The following is a 24,396-nucleotide window of genomic DNA, read 5'->3' on the forward strand; positions in this document are numbered from 1 at the left end:
AACGCCGGTGACGTCACCCCTGCCGGGTGTTCCACCGGGGGTTCTGCTTGTTGATGACGTAGACACGGCCGCGGCGGCGGACCACCTGCGACCCCGGGATCTTCTTGAGCGCCTTGAGCGAGTTGCGGACCTTCACGAGCGACCTCCTCCGTCGGTGTCCTCATTGTTGAGAACGATGATCATGTACATTAGCCGACATGCGTCCCGCCGCCATCACCCTCGTCTCCGCCCTGCACGACGTCGACGCCGACCGCGTGGCCGTCCGGCTCGCGACCGGTCACCGGATGCACGCGCCCGCGAACGCCGTCGCCGCGGTCCGAGCCGTCGCCGACCGGGCCGAGCACCTCGATCGCGTCTGCGGCCCGGATGCCGACCACGGACTCGTCGTCACGCTCCCGCCGGGTGCCGACACGCGTGCGGTGGGGATGATGCTCGCCAACGCCGCACGCGCGGAGACCGGCGACGACCGGGTGCTCCGCCACGTGGTGAGCGTGCTGCGCGCCGACGACGTGGCGCACCTGCTCTGGTCCGAGGTCGACGACGCGTTCGTCGCGGCCGACCGCGTGGCGTCGCTCGTCGAGTACGCCACGGTGATCGTCCTCGACCGGGTCGGCCCGGTGCCGCTGGAGCGCCGCCGCGGACTGCTCGCGCTGCTCCACCGGTTGGCCCCGCAGGCGGTCGTCGTGGCGCTCTCGGCGATCCGGAGCGCGGCCGACCTGCCCGCGTCGAACGGCGGGGCGGCGCGGGTCCTCGCCCAGGGAGCGGGGTGGATGCGGGCGCTCTCGGGCTCGGGCGGACGGGACCCGCGGGACGGCCTGGTCGCGCTGCGCTACCGGGAGCCGCTGCCGTTCCACCCCGGCCGCCTGGCGTCGGTGATCGAACGGGAGCTGGCCGCGGGGCGGAACGGCCGGGTGCTGCGGTCCCGGGGGTTCTTCCGGCTCGCCTCCCGGCCGGACCACGTCGGGTCGTGGTCGAGCCTCGGGGCGATGCTGGCACTCGACCCGACCGCGAACCCGTCGTGGGACGCGGACGCGCCGATCGGGCAGGCGCTCTGGTTCGTCGGCGAGCGGTTGGACGTGCCGGCGATCGAGCGGGCGCTGGACGGGGCGCTCCTCACCTCGGTCGAGCTGCTCGCGGGGCCGGAGGTGTGGCGCACCTGGGCCGACCCGTTCCCGGTGTGGCCGGCGCTCGACCCGTCGGAGGAGCACCGGCGCGAGTGACGCCCGCGGCGGGTGCGGGTGCGCGCTCGGTCAGTGCGCGCGCATCTTCCGACGAGACACGCGTCGATCGACTGGTGGAACGTCGCACCATGCGCAGGCATCAGGTGCATGCGCATCTTCCGACGAGACACGCGTCGATCGACTGGTGGAACGTCGCACCATGCGCACAGACAGACGCACGCACGGGAGGCGCGGCGCGGGTCGGACCCGCACCGCGCCTCCCGTCCGTGGTCGCGTCAGCGGGCCACGTCAGCGCACCGCGCTCATCTCCCGCTCGCGCGCACGGCGGGCAGCGTCCTCGGCGGCGAACGGCAGGTCCCCCAGGTCGAGGTTCGGGTTCGTGTCCTGCGTGAGGACGAGCTCGCGGGCTTCCTCAGCGGTCTCCACCGCCGGCATCGACCCCGGCAGCGGGCGCCGCGAGGACTCCTTCATGCAGAACACCCCGATCGCCCCGACGACGCTCATCGCCATCAGGAAGTACGCCGGCGCGAGCTCGTCGCCCGTCGCTGTGAGCAGGGCCTGCACGATGAGAGGCGTCGTCCCGCCGAACACCGCGATCGCGATGTTGTAGGCGAACCCCATGCCGCCGTACCGGGTCGACGTCGGGAACAGCGCCGGCAGCGAGGCCGCCTGGTTCGAGACCCACAGCGCCGTCATGAGCGCGAGGAGCCCGAGCCCGGCGAGCGTCGACCACTGCGCGCCGTGCCCGATCAGCAGGAACGCCGGCACGACGAGCACGACGGTGGTCGCGGCACCGATCCACATCACGACGCGACGGCCGAGCCTGTCGGACAGCTTGCCCGTGAGCGGGAGCATCACCGCGAGCAGCACGAGCACCGGGATGGTGAGCAGCGTGCCGTCGAGCGCCGAGTAGCCGAGCGAGTCGGTGAGGTACGTCGGCATGTACGAGGTCAGCGCGTACCCGACGGTGTTCGACGCGGCGACGAGCATCACGGCGATGACGATCGGGCGCCAGTGGTCGCGGACCATGACGAACACGTTCGCCGGGCGCTCCCCGGACAGCGAGGCACGGGTCTCGGACGCGGCCTCCTGCGCGGCCTGGGTGGCCTGGAACACCGGCGACTCCTCGATGCGCAGGCGGAAGTAGATCGCGACGACGCCGATCACCCCGGCGGCGAGGAACGGGAAGCGCCAGCCGTAGGCGGTCATCGCCTCCTCGCCCAGGGTGAGCTGCAGCACCGACACGACGGTGGCCCCGAGCGCGAAGCCCAGGTAGCTGCCGAAGTCGAGGATGCTGGCGAAGAAGCCGCGGCGGCGGTCCGGCGCGTACTCGGTCACGAACGTCGTCGCGCCGGCGTACTCACCGCCGGTCGAGAAGCCCTGCGCGAGCTTGAGCACGACGAGGACGATCGGCGCGAACACCCCGATCGTGGCGTAGGCGGGCAGCGCCCCGATGAGGAACGTGGACGCCGCCATCATGATGAGCGTCGTCGCGAGGACCTTCTGCCGCCCGATGCGGTCGCCGAGACGACCGAACACGATGCCGCCGAGCGGCCGGGCGATGTACGTCGCCGCGAAGACACCGAGGCTGAACAGGATCTGGACCGAGGGTTCGGCCGTGGGGAGGAAGACCTTCCCCATCGTGACGGCCAGGTAGCCGTAGACGCCGACGTCGTACCACTCCATGGTGTTGCCGACGACCATGCCGCTGACGGCACGGCGCATCATGCTCTTGTCGACCACGGTGACGTCGCTCTCGCGCAGGCGTCGGTGCGGTCGGGTGGGGGTACTGCTGGGATCGGAGCCCATGCATCTCTCCTCGAGGATCGGCGGGCCGACGGGTACCGGCCCGGGAACAGCGGACGACGTTACCGAGCAACCGAAATGTCATTGGCCGGTGATTCACAGGAACCGGCGTGTCACCCGAACGGGGGTCAGCGCCGATCGCCTCGGGCACGCGGATCGGGACGGACGGTAACGAGCACATAACATCCACTCATGGCGATCGAACCCGAGACGAAGAACTGGACGTGGGTCATCGAGTCCGCGTGCCCCGAGTGCGGCTACGACGGCAGTGCGGTCACGATCCGCGACGTCCCGGGGATCATCGACGCGAACACCTCGGCGTGGCCGGCGGTCCTCGACCGTGCGGACGTGCGCGACCGCCCCGACGACCACACCTGGTCGCCGCTCGAGTACGCCGCGCACGTGCGTGACGTCCACCGGAAGATGGCGGAGCGGCTGACGCTCATGCTCACCGAGGACGCCCCGACCTTCCCGAACTGGGACCAGGACGCCACGGCCGTCGAGGACCGCTACGGCGAGCAGGACCCCGCCACCGTCGTGCGGGAGCTCGGGGAGGCGGCGCACCGTGCTGCCCGGGCCTTCGACGACGTCCGGGAGGACCAGCTGGGACGCACCGGCCTCCGGTCCGACGGCAGCGCGTTCACCGTCGCCACGCTCGCCACCTACTACGCCCACGACCCGGTGCACCACCTGTGGGACGTGCGGCGCACGCAGTAGACGTACCGCCCGACGGCCTGGAGGCGCGGTGCGGGCCCGCACCGCGCCTCCGGGCCCACAGGTGGGGACCGCTCAGGCGAGCGCGTCCAGCAGGGCGCGCGCCGTGGCCGCGTCGGTGACCAGCTCGTTGACGAGTCGCCCGCGGACGGCGCCGACGATGCTCGACACCTTCGCGGCACCGACCGCGACGCCGATCGCGTGCGGGACGGCGGAGAGGACCTCGCGGGAGGTGCGCACCATCCGGTCGCTGCCCGGGAACTCGATCGCCGAGCCGTCCGCGGCGTAGAAGTTGAGGCAGACGTCGCCCGCCGCCTGGTCGAAGACGGCGTCCTCGACCGGGACACCCCGCGCGAGTGCGTCCCGGGTCGGGGTCGGCGCGCCGATGCCAAGGATGGCGCCCTTCGCCCGACCCCACAGGCCGACGACGTGCTGGAACGCGGGGTCCTCGTCCAGCGAGGACCGCATCGCCGGTGACGGCAGGGCCTGCGCGAACAGGAACGCCGGGATCGCGCCGGAGTGCTCGGCGGCGGCGCGGGTGATCTCGTTCGTCTGGAACCACGGCATCGGGTCGGCCTGCCCGCCGACCGTCGGGACGAGCTGCACGCCCGGCAGCTGCGGCATGCCGGCGTGTGCGACGTCGTACACCGTCCGACCCGACGACATGAGCACGGCGTCGCCCGGCACGAGCCCCATCCCCTCGACCGCGGCGGCGAGCGGGGCGGCGAGGTCGGCGCCGAGCGTGGCGGTGTGCGTCACGGCGGCGAGGTGCACGGCACGGAGTCCGAGCACCACCTGCAGCCGCTCGGCGAGCGCGACGGTCTCGTCCTGGAACGGGTCGACGACCTCGATCCGGACCAGGCCGGCCTTCCGTGCCTCGGCGACGAGCCGGCTGACCGTCGGACGGGACACCCCGAGGCGCGAGGCGATCTCCACCTGGGTGGCGTCCTCGAGGTAGTACATCCGCGCGGCCTGGTAGACGGTGTCGAGCGGGAAGCGGGTCCGGGCACCCTCGGCGGCGGGGTTCTCGGCGGACATGGGGCGATCGTAGCCCTGGCACGCGTCAGCGGATCGTGAACCCGCCGTCCACGCGGAGGTCGGCGCCGTTCACCATGGCGCTCGACTCCCCGGCGAGGAACAGGACGGCGGCGGCGATCTCGTCGGGTGTCGCGAACCGTCCGGTGGGGATCTCGTCCTGGTGGCGCACACCCTTCTCGTTCGCCCACGCCCCGCGGCCGAGGTCGGTCAGCACGACGGTCGGCGACACGGTGTTGACGGTGACGCCGCGTCCTCCCCACTCGAGCGCGAGCACGCGGGTGAGCCCGATGACGCCGGCCTTCGACGCGCAGTACGCCGCGTGGCCGTCGATGCCGACGTGCGCTGCCTGCGAGGCGATGTTCACGATCCGGCCGTACCCGGCGGCGAGCATGTGGCGCCCGACGGCCTGGGCGACCCGGTAGGTGCCGGTGAGGTTGACGTCGATGGTCGTGGCCCAGGCGCCGGGCTCGAGGTCCTCGGCGGGGGCGAGCAGCGCGACGCCGGCACAGTTCACGAGGACGTCGATCCGGCCGGCGGCACCGGTGACGGCGGCGACCGCGCGGGCCACCGACGTCTCGTCCGTGACGTCGCAGCCGAGGCCGAGGTGGACCGGTTCGCCGGCGGTCGGCAGCGCTGCCGCGGCGGCTGCTGCGCCGTCCGCCCGCACGTCGACGATGGCGACCCGAGCGCCGCGGGACGCGAGGGCAACGGCGATCGCGTTGCCGATGCCGGACGCCCCGCCCGTGACCACCGCCGTGCGGCCGCTGAAGTCGTTCGTCAGGTCGATCGTGTCCGGGCCCGGTCGGAGGGCTGCGGCGAAGTCGGTGGTCATGTTCGCTCCCTTGCGTTGCGCCGACCGTGCCAGAAATTGTGTTCTGGACAAACGTTCCGCGGGGTGTACAGTCGTCGCCGAAGCACCCCGACGAAGGAGCAGCTCATGTCGACGACGACCGAGAACGCGACCACCACGGCCGCGACGCCCACCGAGATCCCGACCACGATGCGCGCCGTCGTGGTCCACGGTCCCGAGGACTACCGCCTCGAGACCCGCCCCGTCCCGACCCCCGGACCCGGCGAACTCCTGCTCCGCACCGACGCCGTCGGCATCTGCGCGAGCGACCTGAAGTGCTACCACGGCGCCGCGAAGTTCTGGGGCGACGAGAACCGCCCCGCCTGGGCCGAGAAGGACCGGATCCCCGGACACGAGTTCGTCGGCACGATCGTCGCCGGTGACGACGCGGCCCTCACCAAGCGCGGGGTGTCCGTGGGTGACCGGATCGCCTGCGAGCAGATCGTGCCGTGCTGGGAGTGCCGCTACTGCCTCGAGGGCGCGTACTGGATGTGCAACGTGCACGACATGTTCGGCTTCAAGGGCTTCGACGGCGCGATGGCCGAGTACGTCCTGGTGCCGGCGAAGGCCCTGACCCACCCGGTGTCGAGCGCTCTCCCCGGGCAGGTCGCCGCGTTCGCCGAACCGCTCTCGTGCGCGTTCCACGCCGTCGAGCGGGGCGACATCAAGTTCGGCGACACGGTGGTGATCGCGGGCGCCGGGCCGATCGGGCTCTCCGCGATCGCCGGTGCCCGCCAGAAGAACCCGCTGCGGATCGTGGCGCTCGACGTCGTCGAGGACAAGCTCGAACTCGCCCGCAAGGTCGGTGCCGACATCACGATCAACATCGCCCAGGACGACGCGGTCGCCCGGGTCAAGGAACTCACCGACGGGTACGGCGCCGACGTCTACATCGAGGCGACCGGGCACCCGTCCGCGGTCCCGCAGGGACTCAACCTGCTCCGCAAGCTCGGCACGTTCGTCGAGTACTCGGTCTTCAAGGACAACGTGTCCGTCGACTGGTCGATCATCTCGGACGACAAGGAGCTCGACGTCCGCGGTGCCCACCTCGGCCCGCACACCTGGCCGGCGGCGATCAAGCTGCTCGAGGCCGAGACCCTGCCGATGTCGGAGATCTGCACGCACCAGTTCCCGCTCGAGCGCTTCCAGGAGGCCCTCGACCTCGTCGGCGACTCCGCGGGCGCGAGCGTCAAGGTCTCGATCATCCCGTCCCTGCAGGCCTGAGCCGCAGCCACCACAGGAGTCAGCAAGCATGTCAACGACGACACAGCGCGCCACCGGTGCGCCGACGATGCCCCGCACCGAGGGCCGGCTCGACAAGATGGGCATCCCCCGCCCGCTCGCCCTCGGCTTCCTCGCCGTCCTGGTCTTCATGACCGGCAACGGCGTCGAGTCGAACTTCATCACGCCGCACATGGTCGCGGTCCTCGGCTCCCCCGAGGCCACGGTCGCGACGATCGTCACGTTCTACAGCCTCGCCGCCCTGGTGGGGAGCTACGTCTCCGGCGCCCTCGCCGACCTGATCGGTCCGCGACGGGTGATGATCCTCGGGTTCGCCGTCTGGGTCGTGTTCGAGGTCCTGTTCCTCATCGCCCTCGGACTCGGCAGCGTGCCGTTCGCCGCCGTCGCCTACGCCATCCGCGGCTTCGGGTACCCGCTGTTCGCCTTCGCGTTCCTGGTCTGGGTGAACATCACGACGCCCGTGGAGCGCAACGGCTCGGCCGTCGGCTGGTTCTACGTCGCCTTCACCGGCGGCCTGCCCACGCTCGGCTCGCTCTTCGCGATCGGCGCCATCCCGGTGTTCGGCGGTGGCACGGCCGGTGAGACCGGCGCGATGATCGCCTCGATCGGCCTCGTCGTGATCGGGTTCCTCATCCTGCTGTTCGGGGTGCGCCTGCCGAACGGGTTCTCCCGTATCGCGCCGGGGGGCGAGAGCGCCTGGCGCGTGCTGACGAGCGGCATCCGCCTGACGGCCACGCGACCGAAGATCCTGATGGGCTTCCTCGTCCGTCTGATCAACACCGCGCCGGAGTTCGGCATGTTCGTCATCCTCCCGGCGGTGATCGCGAACGAGCGCGGTTGGGGCCAGAGCCGGTGGCTGCTCATGACGGTGTGCGTCTACGCGACGAACATCCTCGTGAACGCCCTGTTCGGCTGGGTCGGCGACAAGATCGGCTGGCAGCGCACCGTCAAGTGGTTCGGCATCGTCGGGTCCGCGCTCGGGCTCATCGCCTGGTGGTACGTCCCGCAGCTCGTCCCCGCCGGGTCCGACTGGGGCTACGTGCTCTCCGTCGTCGCCGGCTGCGTGTTCGGCTGCCTGCTCGCGGGCTTCGTCCCGATGGGCGCGATCATGCCGGCGCTCGCCCCCGAGCACAAGGGTGCCGCGATGGCGATGTACACCACCGCCGCCGGCGGAGCCGCGTTCCTCGGCACGGGCGTCGTCGCCGCGGTGCTCGCCCTGGGCGGTGGCGGCCAGGCCGTGACCTGGACGTTCGTCGGCCTGTACGCCTGCGCGTTCGTGATGATCCACTTCCTCAAGGTCCCGCAGGGAGACCGAGGACACTGAACCCCGGGCGACGGCGGCCGTCCCGCCGTCGCCCGGTGCACCACCCCCACTCGATGCGAAGGACAAGCACCATGACCACGATCCACGACGACCCGGAGGAGTTCGCCGAGGACCAGCTCGCGGGCTGGCTCGCCCTCTACGCCGACCGGGTCCGCGGCGTCCACGGCGGCGTCGTCGCCCTGCCGACCGAGGGCGCCGAGCCGCAGGTCGCGGTCGTCGTCGGCGGCGGTTCCGGCCACTACCCCGCGTTCTGCGGCGTGGTCGGGCCGGGGTTCGCCACCGGGGCCGTCGTCGGCAACATCTTCACCTCGCCGTCCACGGCGCAGGTCTACTCGGTCGCCAAGGCGGCGGACCAGGGGAAGGGCGTCGTGCTGTCGTTCGGCAACTACGCCGGCGACACGATGAACTTCGGGCTCGCGGCCGAGCGGCTGAACGCCGAGGGCATCGACACCCGCATCGTGGTCGTCACCGACGACATCGCCAGCGCCGAAGAGGCTTCGAAGCGCCGCGGCATCGCCGGTGACTTCTCGGTCTTCAAGGCCATGGGTGCCGCGGCGGCCGCCGGAGCCGACCTCGACGAGGTCGAGCGCATCGGCACCGCGTCCAACCGGGCGACGCGCACCATCGGCGTCGCGTTCTCCGGCTGCACGATGCCCGGCGCGACCGAGCCGCTGTTCACCGTCCCCGAGGGCCACCTCGGCCTCGGGCTCGGCATCCACGGCGAGCCGGGCATCGAGGACGTCCCGCTCCTCCGTGCGACCGAACTCGCGTCGCTCCTCGTCGAGCGGCTGCTCGCGGACCGCCCGGACGCCGCCGGCACCCGGGTCGCGCCGATCCTGAACGGTCTCGGCGACACCAAGTACGAGGAGCTCTTCCTGCTCTGGGGCCGTGTGCTCCCGCTCCTGCAGGACGCCGGGATCGAGGTCGTCGAACCCGAGGTCGGTGAACTCGTCACGAGCCTCGACATGGGCGGCTGCTCGCTCACCCTGCAGTGGCTCGACGACGAGCTCGAGACGCTGTGGAGGGCCGACGCGTACACGCCCGCGTACCGCAAGGTGGCGGCGCCGGTCGCGGCGCTCGTGCCGGCCGACGCCGTGGACGCAGCCGAGGACGAGGCGACGGTCGTGCCGGACGCGAGTGGCGCCTCCAGGCAGGCCGCGCAGACGGCGCGCGCCGCGATCGAGGCGATCGACGCGCTCCTGCGGGAGCACGAGGAGGAGCTCGGCCGCATCGACGCGGTCGCCGGGGACGGCGACCACGGACGCGGCATGGTGAAGGGGATCGGTGCGGCCCGCAAGGCGGTCGACCGGGCGGGCCAGGAGGCAGGGGTCGCCTTCGTCCTCGGACGCGCCGGTGACGCGTGGGCCGAGTTCGCGGGCGGCACCTCCGGGGTCCTGTGGGGTGCGGCGCTCGAGGCGTTCGGCCGGTCGCTCCGCGACGACCGCTCCGCGTACGAGGCGTCCGACGTCGTCGAGGCGGCGCAGGCGTTCGCGGACTCGATCGTGCACCTCGGCGGAGCGTCCCGCGGGGACAAGACGCTGCTCGACGCGCTGCTCCCGTTCGTCGACGAGCTGCGGAGCGGCGTCGAGGCTGGCACGCCGCTCACCGAGGCGTGGCAGGCTGCCGCGCAGGTCGCGGTCACGGAAGCCGCTGCGACCGCAGACCTCAAGCCGAAGGTCGGGCGTGCCCGGCCGCTGGCGGAGAAGAGCCTGGGGACACCCGACGCGGGTGCCACCTCGATGGGGATGATCCTCACGCGGGTCGGCGAGGTCCTCGCCACCCGTGCAGCAGACAAGGAAGGGACACACGCATGACGTACCGTCTCGTGGTCGGTTCGGACGACGCAGGGTTCGACTACAAGGAGATCATCAAGGCCGACCTGCTCGCCGATCCGCGGGTGGAGTCCGTGGTGGACGTGGGGGTCGACGCGGACGGGCACACCGCCTACCCGCACGTCGCCGTCGACGCCGCACGGCTCGTCGCGAACGGCGAGGCGGACCGGGCGATCCTGATCTGCGGCACCGGACTCGGCGTCGCGATCAGCGCGAACAAGGTCCCCGGCATCCGGGCCGTCACCGCGCACGACTCGTTCAGCGTCGAGCGCTCGATCCTGTCGAACGACGCCCAGGTCCTCTGCATGGGCCAGCGCGTCGTCGGCGTCGAGGTCGCCCGGCGCATGGCGAAGGAGTGGCTCGGCTACGAGTTCGACCGCTCGTCCGCGAGCGCGTCGAAGGTCGCGGCGATCTGCGAGTACGACGGCAGCGCGCCGGCGGGCGTGGACGCGTCCGCGTCCGCTTCCGCGTAGGGCGCTCGCGTAGGGCGCTCCGAACCACGAATCCGACATCGAACCGGCCGCCGAGCCTGGTTCGATGTCGGATTCGTGGTTCGTCAGTGCGTGCGACCGCGCGCCGCCAACCGGTGCACGACGGCCCTCGTCGCCTCGTACAGCTCGCGGTAGTCGCGGTAGCCCGGCTCGTACGCCGCCGTCGCCGCGGGATCGGGCTCGATGCGCGCGGCCGGCGGGTTCCACGCGGTGACGTCCACGTCCTCGACGAGCCCGGCCGCGAGGAACGCCGACCCGTAGCACGCACCGATCGTCACGCTCGGGACCGTCTGCGGCAGCCCGGTGACGTCCGAGACGATCGTCGGCCAGAGCCGTCCGAGCAGTCCGCCGCCGGCGCCGACGAGCTCGTGGACCTCGACCCCGGCCTCGCGCAGCACCTCGACGTTGTGCCGCACCGCGTAGGCCGTCGCCTCGAGCGTCGCCCGGTACAGGTCACCGCGGGTGTGCCGCACCGTGAGGCCCGCGATCACCCCGCGTGCGTCCGGGTCCGCGATCGGGGTCCGCTCGCCCGCGAAGTACGGCAGCATCAGCAGGCCGTTCGCCCCGATGCCGGCGCAGCGGGCCTCCTCGAGCATCGTCGACCACTCGCCGTCGACGAGCCGCCGGAGCCAGTCGGTGATCGCCCCGGAGGTCGCCATCCCACCGGCGACGCTCGGCTGCCCCGGACGGGTCCCGACGGTGGTCCACATCCCGGGCACCGAGACCGGCTCGTCGGTCGGCGCGATCATGAACATCGTCGTGCCGTACTGCAGGAACATCCGCCCGGGCACGGCGGCACCGACGCTCACGCCCTCGGCCCACGCGTCGATGGTCCCGGCCGTCACGGGGATGCCGACCGGGAGGCCCGTGGCCGCAGCCGCCGCGGCCGTCACGGTGCCGGCCCGGTCACCCGACCAGACCAGTCGCGGCATGGCGAGCCCCGGCGCGAGCCGTTCGCACCACGCGTCGATCCACGTGTCCTCGCGCACGTCGTAGAGCGGTGTGCACTGGCTCGCCGAGTGGTGGTCGAGGACGTACTCCCCCGTCAGCAGCTCCACCACGCGTGACGACGGCATCGTGAACCGCGCCGCACGCGCCCACACGTCGGGTTCGTGCCGGGCGACCCAGGCGAGCTTGACCCCGGCCGCCTGCGTGCTGAGGGCGGAGCCGCACCGGGAACGGATCGCCTCCTCGCCGCCGAGCTCTGCCGTCACGGCGGGGAGCATCTCGGCCGTCCGGGTGTCGACGCCGTACAGGATCGCGGGCCGCAGCGGTTCCCCGTCGTCGTCGGTGAGGAGCACGCACGGGCCGATGCCGCTCACGCCGACGGCCTCGACCTCGGCGTCCGGCACCCGCTCGAGCAGCTCACGGGTCAGGGCGGTGAACTCGTCCCACCACACCGCGGCGTCCATCTCGACGAGCCCCTGCTCCGGCCGGTCGACCTCGTGCCGTCGTCCGACCTCGGCGATCACGGTGCCGTCGAACCGCGTGAGCAGCGCCTTCGTGCTCGACGTCCCGATGTCCAGACCGAGCACCGCCCGCATGCCGCCTCCTTCGCCGCCACCGACCCGCGTCGGTCGCCCCCGAGTCTACGAACGCCCAGCCCACTGTCGGCGGGCCGACGTACCGTACTGCCGACTCCGAATGCTCCACCGAGGGGAAACCGATGAAGAAGTCAGCCTGGCTGCCCGCCGTCATCGCACCGGTCGTCGTCGCCGGCGCCGTCGCTGCGCCGATGATCGCGAACGCGTCGAGCGACCCGGTCGCGGGGACGAACCCGAGCGCGGCGGACGTCATCGCCAGCATCGCGGGGTCGTCCGACGCGAAGTACTCCGGCAAGCTCGTGCAGACGAGCGACCTCGGCCTGCCGGAGCTCCCGACCGGGTCCGGCGGCTCCTCGCTCGAGGGCGACGCCTCGGACGCGCTCGGCCTCCTCACCTCGTCGCACACCGCCCGCGTCTACGTCGACGGCTCCGACAAGCAGCGCGTCCAGCTGACGCAGCAGCTCGCCGAGCAGGACCTCGTCCGGAACGGGTCCGACGTCTGGACCTGGGACTCGAAGGAGCGCACGGCGACGCACGTCACCCTCCCGAAGGACGCCCGGACGCCGGAGTACGGCGCCGCGACGCCGTCCGACATCGCCAAGCAGGCGATCGACGCGATCACGCCGAGCACCACGGTGTCGAAGCCGAAGGACGTCCGGGTCGCCGGCCACGACGCCTGGCAGATCACCCTCACGCCGAAGTCGACGGGCACGCTCGTCGGGTCCGTGCGCCTGGCGGTCGACCAGCAGACCGGCCTCCCGCTGCGCGCCACGATCGAGGCGAAGGGCCAGTCCGACCCCGCCGTCGAGGTCGGCTTCACGAGCCTGCAGTACGGCGCGCCGGCCGCACGCCTGTTCGACTTCACGCCGCCCACGGGCGCGACGGTCGAGACGAAGGACCTCTCCGACGCGGCAGCCCACGGCACGGGCGACGCGCAGCACCGACACGGACGCACCGGCGACGAGCCGACGGTCACGGGGACGGGCTGGAGCACCATCGCCGAACTGCCGAAGGGCTCGGTCGACCAGACCGCGCTCGGCGACGACGCCAGCGGGCTGCTCGACCAGCTGACCCGTTCGGTCGACGGCGGTCGCGCGGTGCAGACCTCGCTCGTCTCGGTCTACCTCACCGACGACGGCCGGGTCCTCGCGGGCGCGGTCCCGGTGTCGGCGCTGGTCGCCGCAGCCGAGTGAGCACGCCCGACGCAGCCCTCGCGATCCGCACCACCGGCTTGGCGAAGGTCTTCCGCAAGCAGCGCGCGGTCGACGGGATCGACCTCGCCGTCCCGCGCGGCGCGGTGTTCGGCTTCCTCGGGCCGAACGGCTCCGGCAAGACGACGACGATCCGCATGCTCCTCGGGCTCTCCAGCGCGACGGGCGGCACGATCGAGGTGCTCGGCGAACCGATGCCGAAGGCCCTCCACGACGTCCTGCCGCGCGTCGGTGCCCTCGTCGAGGGTCCGGCGTTCTACCCGTACCTCTCCGGCCGCGCGAACCTGTTCCGGTTCGACGCCGCCGACCCCACCTCCGACCCACGGACCCGCAAGACCCGGGTGGCGAGCGCCCTCGATCGCGTCGGGCTCTCGCACGCGGCCGACAAGAAGGCGCACGCGTACTCGCTCGGCATGAAGCAGCGGCTCGGGCTCGCGAACGCTCTGCTCGCCCCGCGGGACCTCCTCGTGCTCGACGAACCGACGAACGGCCTCGACCCCCAGGGCACGCGCGAGGTCCGCAACCTCATCCGCTCCCTCGCCGACGACGGCACGACCGTGTTCGTCTCGAGCCACCTGCTCGCCGAGATCGAGCAGGTGTGCACGCACGCCGCCGTGATGCGGACCGGCAAGCTCGTCGCGCAGGGGCCGCTCGACGAGCTCCGCGCCGCCGGTGCCCGGACGGTCACGGTCCGGACGCCCGACCTCGGGCAGGCCGGCACCGTGCTGAGCCGTCTCGGCCTGACCCCGCGGCACGAGGGCGGTGCCGACGTCCTCGTGGCCGACCTGCCACCAGAGGTCCTGCCCGAGACCATCACGACCGAGCTCGTCCGCGCCGACGTCCGGGTGCGCGGGCTCACCGTCGGCGGCGGCACCCTCGAAGACCTCTTCGTCGCCCTCACCGGAGAGGGCTTCGATGTCGCAGCCTGACGCCGCCACCGTGCCGACGGACGACCCGCAGTCGCACGACGTCCGCGCCTCCCCGCGTCCCCGCCAGCGCCCCTTCGCACTCCTCGGCTCCGAGCTCGCCCTCGTCTTCCGACGCCGCCGCACGTGGGCGATGCTCGGGGCGCTCGCCCTCGTGCCGATCCTCATCGCCGTCGCCGTCCGGCTCACGACCGGCGACGACTCCGGCGGTCCCGCGTTCCTCGGCGACATCACGAACAACGGGCTGTTCGTGGCGTTCACCGCGCTGACCGTGTCGATCCCGCTGTTCCTGCCGCTCACCGTGGGCGTGGTCGCGGGTGACACCGTCGCGGGCGAGGCCAGCCACGGCACCATCCGCTACCTGCTCGTCGCGCCGACCGGCCGCGTGCGGTTCATCCTCGTCAAGTACGCGGGGACGGTGGCGTTCTGCCTCGCCGCGACGCTCCTCATCGTCCTGGTCGGGGCCGCGATCGGTGCCGTACTGTTCCCGATCGGCCCGGTGACCCTCCTCTCGGGCACGCAGGTCGACGGTTGGTCCTACGCCGGCCGAGCCGTGCTGCTCGCGCTCTACGTGACGCTGTCGATGCTCGGGCTGTCGGCGATCGGGCTGTTCGCCTCGACCCTGACGAGCGTGCCGGTCGGTGCGATGGCCGCGACGGTGGTGCTCGCCGGGGCGTCCCAGGTGCTCGACCAGCTCCCGCAGCTCGACTGGTTGCACCCGTACCTACTCTCGCACCAGTGGCTCGGGTTCGGCGACCTGCTCCGCGACCCGATCGCGTTCGACTCGTTCGGGTCGAACGCCGTGCTCCAGCTCGGCTACGTCGTCGTCTTCGGCGCGCTGGCGTACAGCCGGTTCACCACGAAGGACGTCCTGAGCTAGGCACTCGGGCTCGCCGACCCGCCCGCCATCGTCTCGGAGTCGCTCCCCCGCGCGTCCGCGTACCGGTCGCGCAGGTCCCGGGCCTTCTCCGAGCGGTACCAGTCCATGCGTGCACCGGTCTCGACGGTCTGCATCCCGATCACGACCTTGCCGCGGGACTTCATCTCGGCGAGGTCCTCGTACGCCTCGACGATGTACTCGAACGGGTAGAACCCGGAGATGAGCACCTGCACGCGACGGTCCTGCACGGCCTTCGCCAGGAGGGTCAGGAGTTCCCGGGTCTCCTCGTCCTCGGCCGGTGCCCGCAGGAACCGGATCTCGATGTCGCGTCGTGCCTCGGACGACACGAACCGCCCCGGTGCGACGCCGAGGCGTTCCGCGAGTTCCTCGGCCCGGCTCTCGCCGTGGTTGTCGATGAACGCGGTGATCGGGCGACCGTCCGCGATCGCACGGATGCGTTCTTCCTCGCCCTCGCCGTACACGACGGGCAGGGTGCCGATCTGGCGGAGGTAGTCGTGGTTGCGCGCACTGCCGAGCGCGATGACGGTCGCCCCGGCGTCGTGCGCGAGCTGGCACTCGATGTGCCCGACGCCGCCGGCCGCGGCGGTGATGACGACGGTGTCCTCCGGTCCGAGCTTGAGGCTGCGGACGACCGACACCGCGGTGCACCCGGCCAGGTAGAGGCCGCCGGCGACCTCCCAGCCGACGTGCTCCGGCTTCTTGATGACGGCAGCGCGCGGCACGACGAGCCAGGTGGCGTGCGACCCGCCGGTCGGCGCGTGCCCCATCACCTCGTCGCCGACGCGCAGGTCCTTGACCCCGTCGCCGCGCGCCCGGACGATGCCGGCGAAGTCGACGCCCTGACGAGCCGGGAACGTGAGCTCGATGTGGTCCTGGAGCTTGCCCTCCCGCAGGAACCGTTCGATGTGGTTGAGCCCCGCCGCGACGATCTCGACGACGATCTCGCCGGGACCCGCCTCCGGGCGTTCCTGCGGGACGAGCTCGACGACGTCGAAGTCGCCGTACCGGTCGTACTGCACTGCACTGCCGATCCGCATGGGGTGCTCCTTCGCTCCAGGTGTGCCACCGGCCTACTCGGAGTTCCCGACTGCAACCCGAACGCGCGGGGTACCGGCGTCCGCACACGACGGACGGGAGGGACGGTGCGGGCCCGCACCGTCCCTCCCGTCCGACGAACGGTGCGTCTACTGCCCGGTGGACGCCTCGATGACGCGCTCCACGGTGTCCGCGTCGAGCGCGAACGCGAGCGGGTCCGCGTCCGGCCGCGGCACGCGGACCGGGGTCGACCAGACCGAGCCGTCCTCGGCGACGTCGACGACGAGCGCTCCGGAGTCGACGTACGCGGACTCCTCGTCGTAGGCGCCGGTGACGTCGGTGTCGTTCGCGACACCGGGCGCGACGAGCACGGGCACGCCCGCGAGGGTCCCGGCGAAGTGGTGGTGGTAGTGCCCCGCGAGCACGACCCGGACGTCGGAGCCGCGGATCGCGTCGGCGAGCGCCTCCGGGTTGCGGAGTCGCAGGGCCTCGTGCAGCGCTGTCGGTGCCGGCAGCGGCGGGTGGTGCAGCACGACGACGGTGCCGTGCGGCGCGTGGTCGCCGGCGAGCGCGGCGCGGAGTCGTTCGAGCGACGCCTCGGCGATCTCGCCGTAGCCGACCCCGGGGACGCTCGTGTCGACCGTGACGATCCGCCGACCCGCGACGAGGGACTGCCCCCAGACCGGCACGGTCGGAGGGTGGTACTCCATGGTGTGCATGAGCGGCCGGCCGCCCTCGCCGAGGACGTGGCCGTTCGCGAGGACCTGTCGGAACCCCTCGCGGAGGTCGTGGTTGCCCGGGACGGTGACGAGCGCCGCACCGTGGCGTTCCGCCCAGCCGCCGACGCGCTCGAGCACCGCGGCGTACGACTCCGGAGTGCCGTCCTCGGAGACGTCGCCGGACACCACCACGAGCCCGATCCCCGGGACGCCGTCGACCCGGGCGAGCACACCCTCGAGGGCGGCGGTCGTGTCGACGGACCCCTGGTGCAGGGCACCGTCGCCCGTGAGGTGGGTGTCGGACAGGTGGAGGACGCGGAGGGTCCCGGCTGCGGGCTGCTGCATGGCCCCACGGTAGCGAGGGTGCCTTGCAGTCCCCGGTGCCCCGCGGACGTCGTTCAGTGAGCAGGAATGGTCGGGTCCGGCGACGGGACCCGACCATTCCTGCTCACGATGCGCCCGAAGCGAGCTGGTCCTCGAGGTTGAAGACCTCCGGCAGCACGCGTGCCGCCTGGTCCGCCCGCCCGGTCGCGCCGTCGAACAGGTCCTGCATGTGCGCCTCCCACGCGGCGGCCACCTCGGACGCGGCGAGCGACGCGTCGGCATCCGCCACCGAGTCCGTCTCGTAGTACCCGATGAGCAGGCCGTCGTCGTCGAGGAACAGCGAGTAGTTCCGACGTCCCGCGGCCGCGATCGCCCGCAGCATCGCCGGCCAGACCGCGGCGTGCCGCTCGCGGTAGGCGTCGAGGTGCTCGGTCCCCACCTGCAGGCGGAAGCAGACGCGGGTCACGTGATCCGCGCCTCCAGTGCCGTCCGGGAGGCGCGGATCACGCCGGTCCGCGTCGCTCACCGTGGCGTCCGCTCGTCTCGCGCACCCCGCAGCGTCTGCTGGCGCGCGGCGTGCTCCTCGGGCGTGCGGACCGTGCCGGTCGCGCTGGTGACGGTGCCGTAGCGTTCGGCCTCGATCTCCTCGAGGGTCTTGCCCTGCGTCCGCGGCGCCCAGATCGTCCCGACCAGGAACGACAGCGCGAGCAGGCCGAGGATGAGCCCGCCGAGTGCACGGAGCCCGATGTCGGAGAGCAGGAGCGGGAACCAGATGCTCAGCAGGCCGACCATGACCCGCGCGGCGAGGAACAGGACGCCCTGCGCGCTCGCGCGGTACCGGGTGGCGAACAGCTCGCTCGTCCAGAGCCCGTAGAAGGCCTGCGCGCCGATGCCCGACGAGATGCCCCACGCGATCGCGAAGAACAGCAGCGTGCCGAGGTTCGCGGGCGCGTAGATGAGGACGGCCCAGGCGACGACCGCGAGCGCGGCGCCGATCGCGTAGAGCAGCCTCCGGCTCATCCGGTCGGCGAAGCGCATGAACCCGAAGTACGTCGCGGCGACGGTGCAGCCCCACACGAGGATCTGCAGCCCGTACTGCTCGGTGACGCTCGTCACGCCGGTGGCGGAGTAGACGCGGGGCTGGAAGATGCCGGCCTGCCCGGCCACGGTGTTCCAGAGCGCGTAGACGCCGAACAGGAACAGCATCGCGGTGAGGTTCTTGCGGCGGCTGAACAGCTGGGTGAAGCCGTGGAAGAAGTTCGCGGAGCCGGTGGCCGCGCGCTCGTCCTTCCAGATCGTGGACTCGGGCAGGCCGCGTCGCAGCCACCACACGATCGCGGCGACGACGAACAGGTGCGCGAAGATCAGGCGGCTGCCGAGGAGCCCGAGCGGCGCGGCGGCGATGGCCAGGGCGAAGCCGACCATGGGGCCGATCGACCAGGCGAGCTGCGCGGTGCCGACGTGGGCCGCGCGCTTGTCGGCCGGGGCCTGCTCGGCGATGTAGGTCCAGCTCGCGGGGACGCCCGCGCCGACCGCGATGCCGGTGAGGATGAACCCGACGAGGAGCATGCCGTAGCTGCCGGCGAACACCGCGAGCAGGATCCCGAGCATGTACAGCAGCAGGTCGTAGGTGTAGATGAACTTCCGTCCGTAGCGGTCGCACAGGGGTCCGCCGATGATGGCGCCGGCCGCTGCGCCGAACGCGTTCGCGGACAGGCTGGCGAGGAGCCCGACCTGCAGGTCCCCGACGTGGAACTGCGCTTGCCAGAGGCTGAGGCTCGTGGCGATCGCGATGATCGACCCCGACTCGATGTAGTTCGACATGGCGACCGAGATCGTCGCCTTCCAGCCCGTGGTGTTGCGGGCTCCGATACGGACCGCCATTGGTCCTCCGTTCGCGTGTTCGTCAGTGAATCGTTTCAACGGTGCTGCGGAGACGGTACTCGTCGTTCGGCCGGAGGGCAAGTCGCTCCACCGGAACGCCCGCCCCGATGCCAGGATGACCCCATGGCAGTGAGCGTTCGGGACGTCGCAGCGCTCGCCGGCGTGTCACTCGGCACCGTCTCGAACGTGCTGAACCGTCCCGACAAGGTGGCACCGGGGACCGTCGAACGCGTGCAGTCCGCGATCGCCGAACTCGGGTTCGTCCGCAACGACTCCGCCCGCCAGCTCCGCGCCGGCCGCAGCTCGACCGTCGGGCTCATCGTGCTCGACGGCGGCAACCCGTTTTTCACCGACGTCGCCCGCGGCGCCGAGGACGCGGCCATGCAGAAGGGCCTGGCCGTCCTCGTCGGGAACTCCGACGAGTCGGTCGACCGCGAGCACACCTACGTCGACCTCTTCGAGGAGCGCCGCGTCGCCGGGCTCCTCATCTCCCCCGCCGGGGACGACCTCGGCCGCCTCGAGCGCCTGCGCGACCAGGGCACCGCCGTGGTCCTCGTGGACCGCCGTGCCGACGACGAGCACTTCGCGTCCGTCTCCGTCGACGACGTCGCCGGGGGCCGCATCGCCGTCACGCACCTCACCGCGATCGGGCGCCGGCGGATCGCCTTCGTCGGCGGCCCGTTCGGCATCCGGCAGGTCACCGACCGCCACTCCGGCGCGGTCGCCGCGGCCGAGGCGGCGGGTGCGGCACTCGAGGTGATCCCGACCACGTCGCTCTCCGTCCTCGAGGGTCGGCGCGTCGGCGAGGAGATCCAGGCCCGCCCGGCCGCCGACCGCCCGGACGCGGTGTTCGCGGCGAACGACCTGCTCGCCGTCGGCCTCGAACAGGCGTTCATCATGCGCGGGTCGATCCGGGTTCCGGAGGAGATCGCGATCGTCGGGTACGACGACATCGCGTTCGCCGAGGCCGCGGTCGTCCCGCTCACCTCGGTGCGGCAGCCGGCGCAGGACCTCGGGCGGCGGGCGATCGAACTGCTGCTCGCCCAGGTGGACCAGGGGCAGGGCACGGACCAGCTGCACGTGGAGTTCACGCCCGAGCTCGTCGTGCGGCAGTCCACCGTCGCCGAGCGCTGAGGTGCGCTGCGCGCTTCGCCGCGCGCCCGTGATCGTGCCGCCGGAGCGACAGGACACAGGCATGCCGTGGCGTCCGTGCCGGCAGAGCGACAAACCCCCGGCGACCGTTCGCGGCACACCGTCGCGTTCGCGGACCGGGCGGCGAGCCGCGTCGGACGGGAGGCGCGGGTCGGCGCCGCACCGCGCCTCCCGTCACGGCCGTCGCCGCGCTGGCGCGGTGCGCCGGGACCGGCTGGTGGGGCCCACCTCCCCGTCCGACGGATGGCCGGGAGGGAGCGCCGGTCCGCCGTCCTGTCCGGCGGATGGCCGGGAGGGCGCGCCGGTCCGCCTACGATCGGAGCATGGTGCATGTCCCCCGGCGCGACGGACCGCCGAGCGTGCACCACGTCGCCGCTCGGGCGGGCGTCTCGCTCGCGACGGTCTCGAACGTGCTGAACCACCCGGAACGCGTGGCGGACGCGACGGCTGCGCGGGTCCGTGCCGCGATCACCGACCTCGGGTACACGCCGAACCGCAACGCGCGGGCACTCGTCTCGGGGAGCACGCGGGCGATCGGGCTCGTCGTGATGTCCCTCCGCAACTCCCTGTTCAGCGACATGGTGAACGGTGCGCAGCTCGCCGCGCGCGAGCGTGGGCTGACCCTGCTCATCACGAGCAGCGAGGACGACCTGCAGGCGCAGGGTGAGCACCTCGCGTTCCTCGAGAGCGCACGTGTGTCGGGGATCCTGCTCGCCCCGATGACCCAGTCCCGCGAGCAGGTCGAGACCACGCGGCGGCACGGGCGACCGGTGGTCTACGTGAACTTCGAGCCGACCGAGGTCGATGCGTGCTCGGTGGTGGTGGACAACGAGCAAGCGGCGTTCCTCGCGACGGAGCACCTCATCGAACGCGGCTGCCGACGCATCGGGTTCGTCAGCGCCCGCGCGGAGCTGCAGCCCGTCGAACGTCGGCGGGCGGGGGTGCTCCGTGCGGTCGCCGCCCACCCCGAGGTCACGCTCGTCGACATCGACGCGGGGGACATCGATCCTCCCGGCGGGACCGACGCCGGTGCACGCATCGCCGCGATGCCGGCGGACGAGCGGCCGGACGGCATCCTCGGCGTGACGGACCTGCTGGCCATGGCGGTCGTGTCCGAACTGCGCGCGGCGGGGATCCGGGTGCCGGAGGACATCCCGGTGTCGGGCTGCGACCACAACTCCGTCGCGTGGGGTGGTGCCGTGCCGCTGACCTCGGTGACGATGCACGGGTCGGAGATGGGCGCGGCGGCGGTCGAGCTCATGCTGGCCGAGCTCGACGAGGACCCCGCGGAGCACGTGCACCGGACGGTCGTGCTCGGGAGCGAGCTCGTGCCGCGCGAGAGCACCCTCGGGCGGGCGGGGGCGGCCGAGGCGGCTGCCCGGACGGCGCCGAGCGACCCGAGGCGCACCGAGGCCTGACGGGCGCGCGAGGCGCTCGGCGCTCCCGAGTCTCGCGGTGGCGGACAGTTTCGCGGGCGCGGAGCCGCGAAAGTGTCCGCCGAGGCGAGTCTCGCGCGGCGGCCCGCGCGCGCGAAACCTCGGGACCGCCCGCCCGCCGCGCCCCGAACGCGCCGCCAAAGCGACAGTTCACAGGACGGCTCCGCGCTCGACCCCGCCGAAGCGACACATTCCCACGCGGGTTCGGCGGCACGGTGTCGCTTTGCCGCCAGCGCAGCCGCGCCCGCACCGCCCGCCCGCCCAGCGCGCCCCGCCCGCCGGGGCCGCCCCGCGCCTCCCGGCTCCCACGGCCGGCGGGACCGCCCACTTGCGTAACGAATCAGGATCGGTGATTGACACGCTTCAATCCGCATGGTTCCATTCCGATTGAAACGTTCTAAACAGCACCACCGGGAACCGCATCGGCGCGGTGACCGGGTCCGTTTCACCCGGGTTCCCCCAGTCCCGGGCCTTACGAGGAGGTAAGGAATGTCAGCTCGTCCCCTGACCACCAGGTTGCTCGCCATCGGCGGCGCCGCGGTCCTCATCGGCAGCCTGGCCGCGTGCTCGTCGGGCGGCTCCGCCGACACCGGCAGCGGCGGCGGCAAGGTCACGATCACGTACCTCGCCGACAACGCCGAGGCCACCGCCGCCACCGCGAAGCCGCTCATCGCCGCGTTCGAGAAGGCGAACCCCGACATCACCGTCAAGTTCGACACGAAGCCGCAGGGCACCGACGGCGACAACCTGGTGAAGACCCGGCTGTCGACCGGCGAGATGGCCGACGTCTTCAACTACAACTCCGGCTCGCTCATGCAGGCGCTCAACCCGGACAACACCCTCGTCGACCTCTCGAAGGAGAGCTGGGCGAAGGACGTCGACCCGCAGTTCACCAAGGTCGTCAGCACCGACAAGGGCATGTACGGCGCACCGTTCGGCACCAGCTTCGGCGGCGCCGTCCTCTACAACAAGAAGGTCTACGCGGACCTCGGCCTGAGCGTCCCGACCACGTGGTCGGACTTCATCAGCAACAGCGAGAAGATCAAGGACGCCGGCATCGCGCCGATCATCCAGACCTACGGCGACACCTGGACCAGCCAGCTGTTCGTCCTCGGCGACTTCGCGAACATCACCGCGCAGCAGAAGAACTGGGCGACGCAGTACACGAAGCACAAGGAGTCCTACGCGGAGCAGCCGGCACTGGCCGGGTTCCAGCACCTCCAGGAGGGCAAGGACAAGGACCTCTACAACGAGGACTACGCGTCCGCCACGCAGGCGAACGGCCTGAAGATGCTCGCCGAGGGCAAGGGCGCCCAGTACCCGATGCTGACCAACGCGATCTCGGCGATCCAGCAGGACTCGCCCGACGCGGTGAACGACATCGGTGCCTTCGCCCTCCCGGCGGAGAACGCGGACGACACGAACCTCACCATCTGGGAGCCGAACGGCCTCTACATCCCGAAGACGACCACGGGTGACGAGCTCGCGGCCGCCAAGAAGTTCGTCGCCTTCGCGAACTCGTCCGAGGGCTGCAAGGTGCAGAACGACACCGGCACCCCCGGTGGCCCGTACGTCATCTCGACCTGCACCCTGCCCGACTCCGTCCCGCCGATGATCGGCGACCTGCAGAAGTACCTCGACGACGGCAAGGCGAGCCCGGCACTCGAGTTCCTCTCCCCGATCAAGGGCCCGAACCTCGAGAAGATCTGCGTGCAGGTCGGCTCGGGCATCACGAACGCGGCGAAGGGCGCTGACCAGTACGACGACGACGTCGTCCAGCAGGCCCAGCAGCTCGGCATCAAGGGCTGGTGATCCGGTGACCGCGACCCTCACGACGGCGGTGGCCCCGCCGCAGACCACGAAGGCAGGCCCCGGGCCGGCACGGCGCCGCATGCGCTCGTTCTACCCGGCCTGGTTCTTCATCCCGGCGATCGCGCTCTACGTCGTGTTCTTCGCGGTCCCGACCTTCGCGGGGTTCTACTTCTCGCTCACCCGCTGGACGCTGTTCGACCAGACCTTCATCGGCTTCGACAACTTCGTCCGGTTCTTCCAGGACCCGCAGCTCGTCTCCGGGTTCGTGCACACGTTCGAGTACGGGTTCGTGACGAGCGCGGCGAAGGTGGTCCTCGGACTCGCCCTCGCCCTGCTCCTCACGAGCCCCGTGCTCGGGCGCGGGTACCTCCGAGCGGTGGTGTTCTTCCCCGTGCTGGTGTCGACCATCGGCATCGGCATCACGTTCAAGGCGCTGATGGACCCCTTCCACGGGATCATCAACGGCGCCCTCGGGGCGGTCGGCCTCCCCACTCCGGGGTGGCTGACCGACCCGGCCCTCGCCCTCTGGAGCGTCGCCGCGGTGGACGTCTGGAAGGGCGTCGGCATCGCGACGCTCATCTTCATCGCCGGCATCGTGGCGATCCCGCAGGAGTACTTCGAGGCCGCCCGGGTCGACGGCGCCAGCGCGTGGACGATCTTCAAGAACATCACGCTGCCGCTGTCCCGCCCGGCGATGGGGACGGTCATCATCCTGTCGCTCATCGGCGGCCTGCGGTCGTTCGACCTCATCTGGGCGATGACCGGCGGCGGCCCCGGCTTCACGAGCGACGTCATCGCGAGCGTGATCTACAAGCAGTACCAGGCCGGGTTCTACGGGCTGTCGACCGCCGGCAACGTCGTGTTGTTCATCGTGGTCACGGCGATCATGGTCCCGATCTCCTGGCTCATCAACCGCAAGGAGGCGGACCTGTGACCGCGATCACCACCGGCCGACGCGCCGGCGCCGCGAAGAC

The 24,396-nt window shown here is 71.9% G+C and carries 22 protein-coding genes; 13 read left to right on the forward strand and 9 right to left on the reverse strand.

Annotated features, from left to right (window positions below):
* Positions 1-13: 13 nt before the first annotated feature.
* Positions 14-136, reverse strand: a complete 123-nt coding sequence (ykgO, locus tag WFH25_RS10040) for a type B 50S ribosomal protein L36 (protein ID WP_022905672.1) — start codon at positions 134-136, stop codon at positions 14-16.
* Positions 137-197: 61 nt separating this feature from the next.
* Between ykgO and WFH25_RS10045 the strand changes: the two genes are divergently transcribed.
* Positions 198-1,220, forward strand: a complete 1,023-nt coding sequence (locus WFH25_RS10045; protein ID WP_336697556.1) for a GTP-binding protein — start codon at positions 198-200, stop codon at positions 1,218-1,220.
* 249 nt (positions 1,221-1,469) lie between these two features.
* Here WFH25_RS10045 and WFH25_RS10050 read toward each other — a convergent pair whose 3' ends face one another.
* Positions 1,470-2,990, reverse strand: a complete 1,521-nt coding sequence (locus tag WFH25_RS10050) for an MFS transporter (protein WP_336697557.1) — start codon at positions 2,988-2,990, stop codon at positions 1,470-1,472.
* A 189-nt stretch (positions 2,991-3,179) separates the two neighbouring features.
* On the opposite strand from WFH25_RS10050, the gene WFH25_RS10055 reads away from it, so the two are divergent.
* Positions 3,180-3,704 (forward strand): DinB family protein, encoded by a 525-nt coding sequence (locus WFH25_RS10055; RefSeq protein WP_336697558.1) that lies wholly within the window; start codon positions 3,180-3,182, stop codon positions 3,702-3,704.
* 72 nt (positions 3,705-3,776) lie between these two features.
* Here WFH25_RS10055 and WFH25_RS10060 read toward each other — a convergent pair whose 3' ends face one another.
* Both WFH25_RS10060 and WFH25_RS10065 read right to left on the reverse strand, forming a co-directional pair.
* Positions 3,777-4,739 carry a sugar-binding transcriptional regulator gene (locus WFH25_RS10060; RefSeq protein WP_070418254.1) on the reverse strand — a complete coding sequence of 321 codons (963 nt, stop codon included), beginning with the start codon at positions 4,737-4,739 and terminating at the stop codon, positions 3,777-3,779.
* Positions 4,740-4,764: 25 nt separating this feature from the next.
* Entirely contained in the window at positions 4,765-5,571 is an 807-nt protein-coding gene (locus WFH25_RS10065) for a GolD/DthD family dehydrogenase (RefSeq protein WP_336697559.1), read from the reverse strand.
* Positions 5,572-5,676: 105 nt separating this feature from the next.
* On the opposite strand from WFH25_RS10065, the gene WFH25_RS10070 reads away from it, so the two are divergent.
* The 4 genes from WFH25_RS10070 to WFH25_RS10085 all read left to right on the forward strand — a co-directional run bounded on the left by WFH25_RS10070 (position 5,677) and on the right by WFH25_RS10085 (position 10,460).
* Complete coding sequence (locus WFH25_RS10070) at positions 5,677-6,813, forward strand: zinc-binding dehydrogenase (RefSeq protein WP_336697560.1); 1,137 nt, start codon at positions 5,677-5,679, stop codon at positions 6,811-6,813.
* A 28-nt stretch (positions 6,814-6,841) separates the two neighbouring features.
* Entirely contained in the window at positions 6,842-8,155 is a 1,314-nt protein-coding gene (locus WFH25_RS10075) for an RbtT/DalT/CsbX family MFS transporter (protein WP_336697561.1), read from the forward strand.
* Between the two features lie 71 nt (positions 8,156-8,226).
* Positions 8,227-9,969 carry a dihydroxyacetone kinase family protein gene (locus WFH25_RS10080; protein ID WP_336697562.1) on the forward strand — a complete coding sequence of 581 codons (1,743 nt, stop codon included), beginning with the start codon at positions 8,227-8,229 and terminating at the stop codon, positions 9,967-9,969.
* The gene (locus WFH25_RS10085; RefSeq protein ID WP_336697563.1) at positions 9,966-10,460 is read left to right on the forward strand and encodes a ribose-5-phosphate isomerase; all 495 of its coding nucleotides are present in this window, start codon (positions 9,966-9,968) and stop codon (positions 10,458-10,460) included. The genes WFH25_RS10080 and WFH25_RS10085 overlap by 4 nt, the downstream gene beginning before the upstream one ends.
* An 83-nt stretch (positions 10,461-10,543) precedes the next feature.
* Here the strand turns inward: WFH25_RS10085 and WFH25_RS10090 are convergent, their stop codons facing one another.
* Entirely contained in the window at positions 10,544-12,022 is a 1,479-nt protein-coding gene (locus WFH25_RS10090; protein WP_336697564.1) for an FGGY-family carbohydrate kinase, read from the reverse strand.
* 122 nt (positions 12,023-12,144) lie between these two features.
* On the opposite strand from WFH25_RS10090, the gene WFH25_RS10095 reads away from it, so the two are divergent.
* The 3 genes from WFH25_RS10095 to WFH25_RS10105 are packed head-to-tail and all read left to right on the forward strand — an operon-like array spanning position 12,145 to position 15,039.
* Positions 12,145-13,215, forward strand: a complete 1,071-nt coding sequence (locus WFH25_RS10095) for a LolA family protein (protein WP_336697565.1) — start codon at positions 12,145-12,147, stop codon at positions 13,213-13,215.
* The gene (locus WFH25_RS10100; RefSeq protein WP_071295618.1) at positions 13,212-14,162 is read left to right on the forward strand and encodes an ABC transporter ATP-binding protein; all 951 of its coding nucleotides are present in this window, start codon (positions 13,212-13,214) and stop codon (positions 14,160-14,162) included. Before WFH25_RS10095 ends, WFH25_RS10100 begins: the two co-directional genes overlap by 4 nt.
* The gene (locus WFH25_RS10105) at positions 14,149-15,039 is read left to right on the forward strand and encodes an ABC transporter permease (protein ID WP_336697566.1); all 891 of its coding nucleotides are present in this window, start codon (positions 14,149-14,151) and stop codon (positions 15,037-15,039) included. The genes WFH25_RS10100 and WFH25_RS10105 overlap by 14 nt, the downstream gene beginning before the upstream one ends.
* Here the strand turns inward: WFH25_RS10105 and WFH25_RS10110 are convergent.
* From WFH25_RS10110 to WFH25_RS10125, 4 genes are all read right to left on the reverse strand, one after another.
* Positions 15,036-16,097, reverse strand: coding sequence for an NADP-dependent oxidoreductase (locus WFH25_RS10110; RefSeq protein ID WP_336697567.1), 1,062 nt, complete (start codon positions 16,095-16,097; stop codon positions 15,036-15,038). The two genes, WFH25_RS10105 and WFH25_RS10110, sit on opposite strands and share 4 nt — an antisense overlap.
* A 147-nt stretch (positions 16,098-16,244) precedes the next feature.
* Complete coding sequence (locus tag WFH25_RS10115) at positions 16,245-17,159, reverse strand: metallophosphoesterase (protein WP_336697568.1); 915 nt, start codon at positions 17,157-17,159, stop codon at positions 16,245-16,247.
* Between the two features lie 103 nt (positions 17,160-17,262).
* Positions 17,263-17,604 carry an L-rhamnose mutarotase gene (locus tag WFH25_RS10120; protein ID WP_071295614.1) on the reverse strand — a complete coding sequence of 114 codons (342 nt, stop codon included), beginning with the start codon at positions 17,602-17,604 and terminating at the stop codon, positions 17,263-17,265.
* Positions 17,605-17,660: 56 nt separating this feature from the next.
* A complete protein-coding gene (locus tag WFH25_RS10125) occupies positions 17,661-19,022 on the reverse strand; it encodes an MFS transporter (RefSeq protein WP_309886291.1) in 1,362 nt (453 codons plus the stop codon).
* Between the two features lie 123 nt (positions 19,023-19,145).
* Between WFH25_RS10125 and WFH25_RS10130 the strand changes: the two genes are divergently transcribed.
* The 4 genes from WFH25_RS10130 (at position 19,146) to WFH25_RS10145 (ending at position 24,356) form a co-directional block, all read left to right on the forward strand.
* Positions 19,146-20,156, forward strand: a complete 1,011-nt coding sequence (locus WFH25_RS10130; protein ID WP_229087147.1) for a LacI family DNA-binding transcriptional regulator — start codon at positions 19,146-19,148, stop codon at positions 20,154-20,156.
* 341 nt (positions 20,157-20,497) lie between these two features.
* Positions 20,498-21,592 (forward strand): LacI family DNA-binding transcriptional regulator, encoded by a 1,095-nt coding sequence (locus tag WFH25_RS10135; protein ID WP_336697569.1) that lies wholly within the window; start codon positions 20,498-20,500, stop codon positions 21,590-21,592.
* 507 nt (positions 21,593-22,099) lie between these two features.
* The gene (locus WFH25_RS10140) at positions 22,100-23,422 is read left to right on the forward strand and encodes an ABC transporter substrate-binding protein (protein ID WP_336697570.1); all 1,323 of its coding nucleotides are present in this window, start codon (positions 22,100-22,102) and stop codon (positions 23,420-23,422) included.
* Positions 23,423-23,501: 79 nt separating this feature from the next.
* Positions 23,502-24,356, forward strand: a complete 855-nt coding sequence (locus WFH25_RS10145; protein WP_083295454.1) for a carbohydrate ABC transporter permease — start codon at positions 23,502-23,504, stop codon at positions 24,354-24,356.
* Positions 24,357-24,396: the final 40 nt, after the last annotated feature.

The sequence above is a fragment of the Curtobacterium sp. USHLN213 genome (genome assembly GCF_037144815.1).
Lineage (GTDB): Bacteria > Actinomycetota > Actinomycetes > Actinomycetales > Microbacteriaceae > Curtobacterium.

What these genes read in the sequence shown, in the direction of transcription:
- WFH25_RS10045 (WP_336697556.1), top strand. Translation starts at nt 198, where the DNA reads ATGCGTCCCGCCGCCATCACCCTCGTCTCCGCCCTGCACGACGTCGAC.
- WFH25_RS10050 (WP_336697557.1), bottom strand. Translation starts at nt 2,990, where the DNA reads ATGGGCTCCGATCCCAGCAGTACCCCCACCCGACCGCACCGACGCCTG.
- WFH25_RS10055 (WP_336697558.1), top strand. Translation starts at nt 3,180, where the DNA reads ATGGCGATCGAACCCGAGACGAAGAACTGGACGTGGGTCATCGAGTCC.
- WFH25_RS10060 (WP_070418254.1), bottom strand. Translation starts at nt 4,739, where the DNA reads ATGTCCGCCGAGAACCCCGCCGCCGAGGGTGCCCGGACCCGCTTCCCG.
- WFH25_RS10065 (WP_336697559.1), bottom strand. Translation starts at nt 5,571, where the DNA reads ATGACCACCGACTTCGCCGCAGCCCTCCGACCGGGCCCGGACACGATC.
- WFH25_RS10070 (WP_336697560.1), top strand. Translation starts at nt 5,677, where the DNA reads ATGTCGACGACGACCGAGAACGCGACCACCACGGCCGCGACGCCCACC.
- WFH25_RS10075 (WP_336697561.1), top strand. Translation starts at nt 6,842, where the DNA reads ATGTCAACGACGACACAGCGCGCCACCGGTGCGCCGACGATGCCCCGC.
- WFH25_RS10080 (WP_336697562.1), top strand. Translation starts at nt 8,227, where the DNA reads ATGACCACGATCCACGACGACCCGGAGGAGTTCGCCGAGGACCAGCTC.
- WFH25_RS10085 (WP_336697563.1), top strand. Translation starts at nt 9,966, where the DNA reads ATGACGTACCGTCTCGTGGTCGGTTCGGACGACGCAGGGTTCGACTAC.
- WFH25_RS10090 (WP_336697564.1), bottom strand. Translation starts at nt 12,022, where the DNA reads ATGCGGGCGGTGCTCGGTCTGGACATCGGGACGTCGAGCACGAAGGCG.
- WFH25_RS10095 (WP_336697565.1), top strand. Translation starts at nt 12,145, where the DNA reads ATGAAGAAGTCAGCCTGGCTGCCCGCCGTCATCGCACCGGTCGTCGTC.
- WFH25_RS10105 (WP_336697566.1), top strand. Translation starts at nt 14,149, where the DNA reads ATGTCGCAGCCTGACGCCGCCACCGTGCCGACGGACGACCCGCAGTCG.
- WFH25_RS10110 (WP_336697567.1), bottom strand. Translation starts at nt 16,097, where the DNA reads ATGCGGATCGGCAGTGCAGTGCAGTACGACCGGTACGGCGACTTCGAC.
- WFH25_RS10115 (WP_336697568.1), bottom strand. Translation starts at nt 17,159, where the DNA reads ATGCAGCAGCCCGCAGCCGGGACCCTCCGCGTCCTCCACCTGTCCGAC.
- WFH25_RS10125 (WP_309886291.1), bottom strand. Translation starts at nt 19,022, where the DNA reads ATGGCGGTCCGTATCGGAGCCCGCAACACCACGGGCTGGAAGGCGACG.
- WFH25_RS10130 (WP_229087147.1), top strand. Translation starts at nt 19,146, where the DNA reads ATGGCAGTGAGCGTTCGGGACGTCGCAGCGCTCGCCGGCGTGTCACTC.
- WFH25_RS10135 (WP_336697569.1), top strand. Translation starts at nt 20,498, where the DNA reads ATGGTGCATGTCCCCCGGCGCGACGGACCGCCGAGCGTGCACCACGTC.
- WFH25_RS10140 (WP_336697570.1), top strand. Translation starts at nt 22,100, where the DNA reads ATGTCAGCTCGTCCCCTGACCACCAGGTTGCTCGCCATCGGCGGCGCC.
- WFH25_RS10145 (WP_083295454.1), top strand. Translation starts at nt 23,502, where the DNA reads ATGCGCTCGTTCTACCCGGCCTGGTTCTTCATCCCGGCGATCGCGCTC.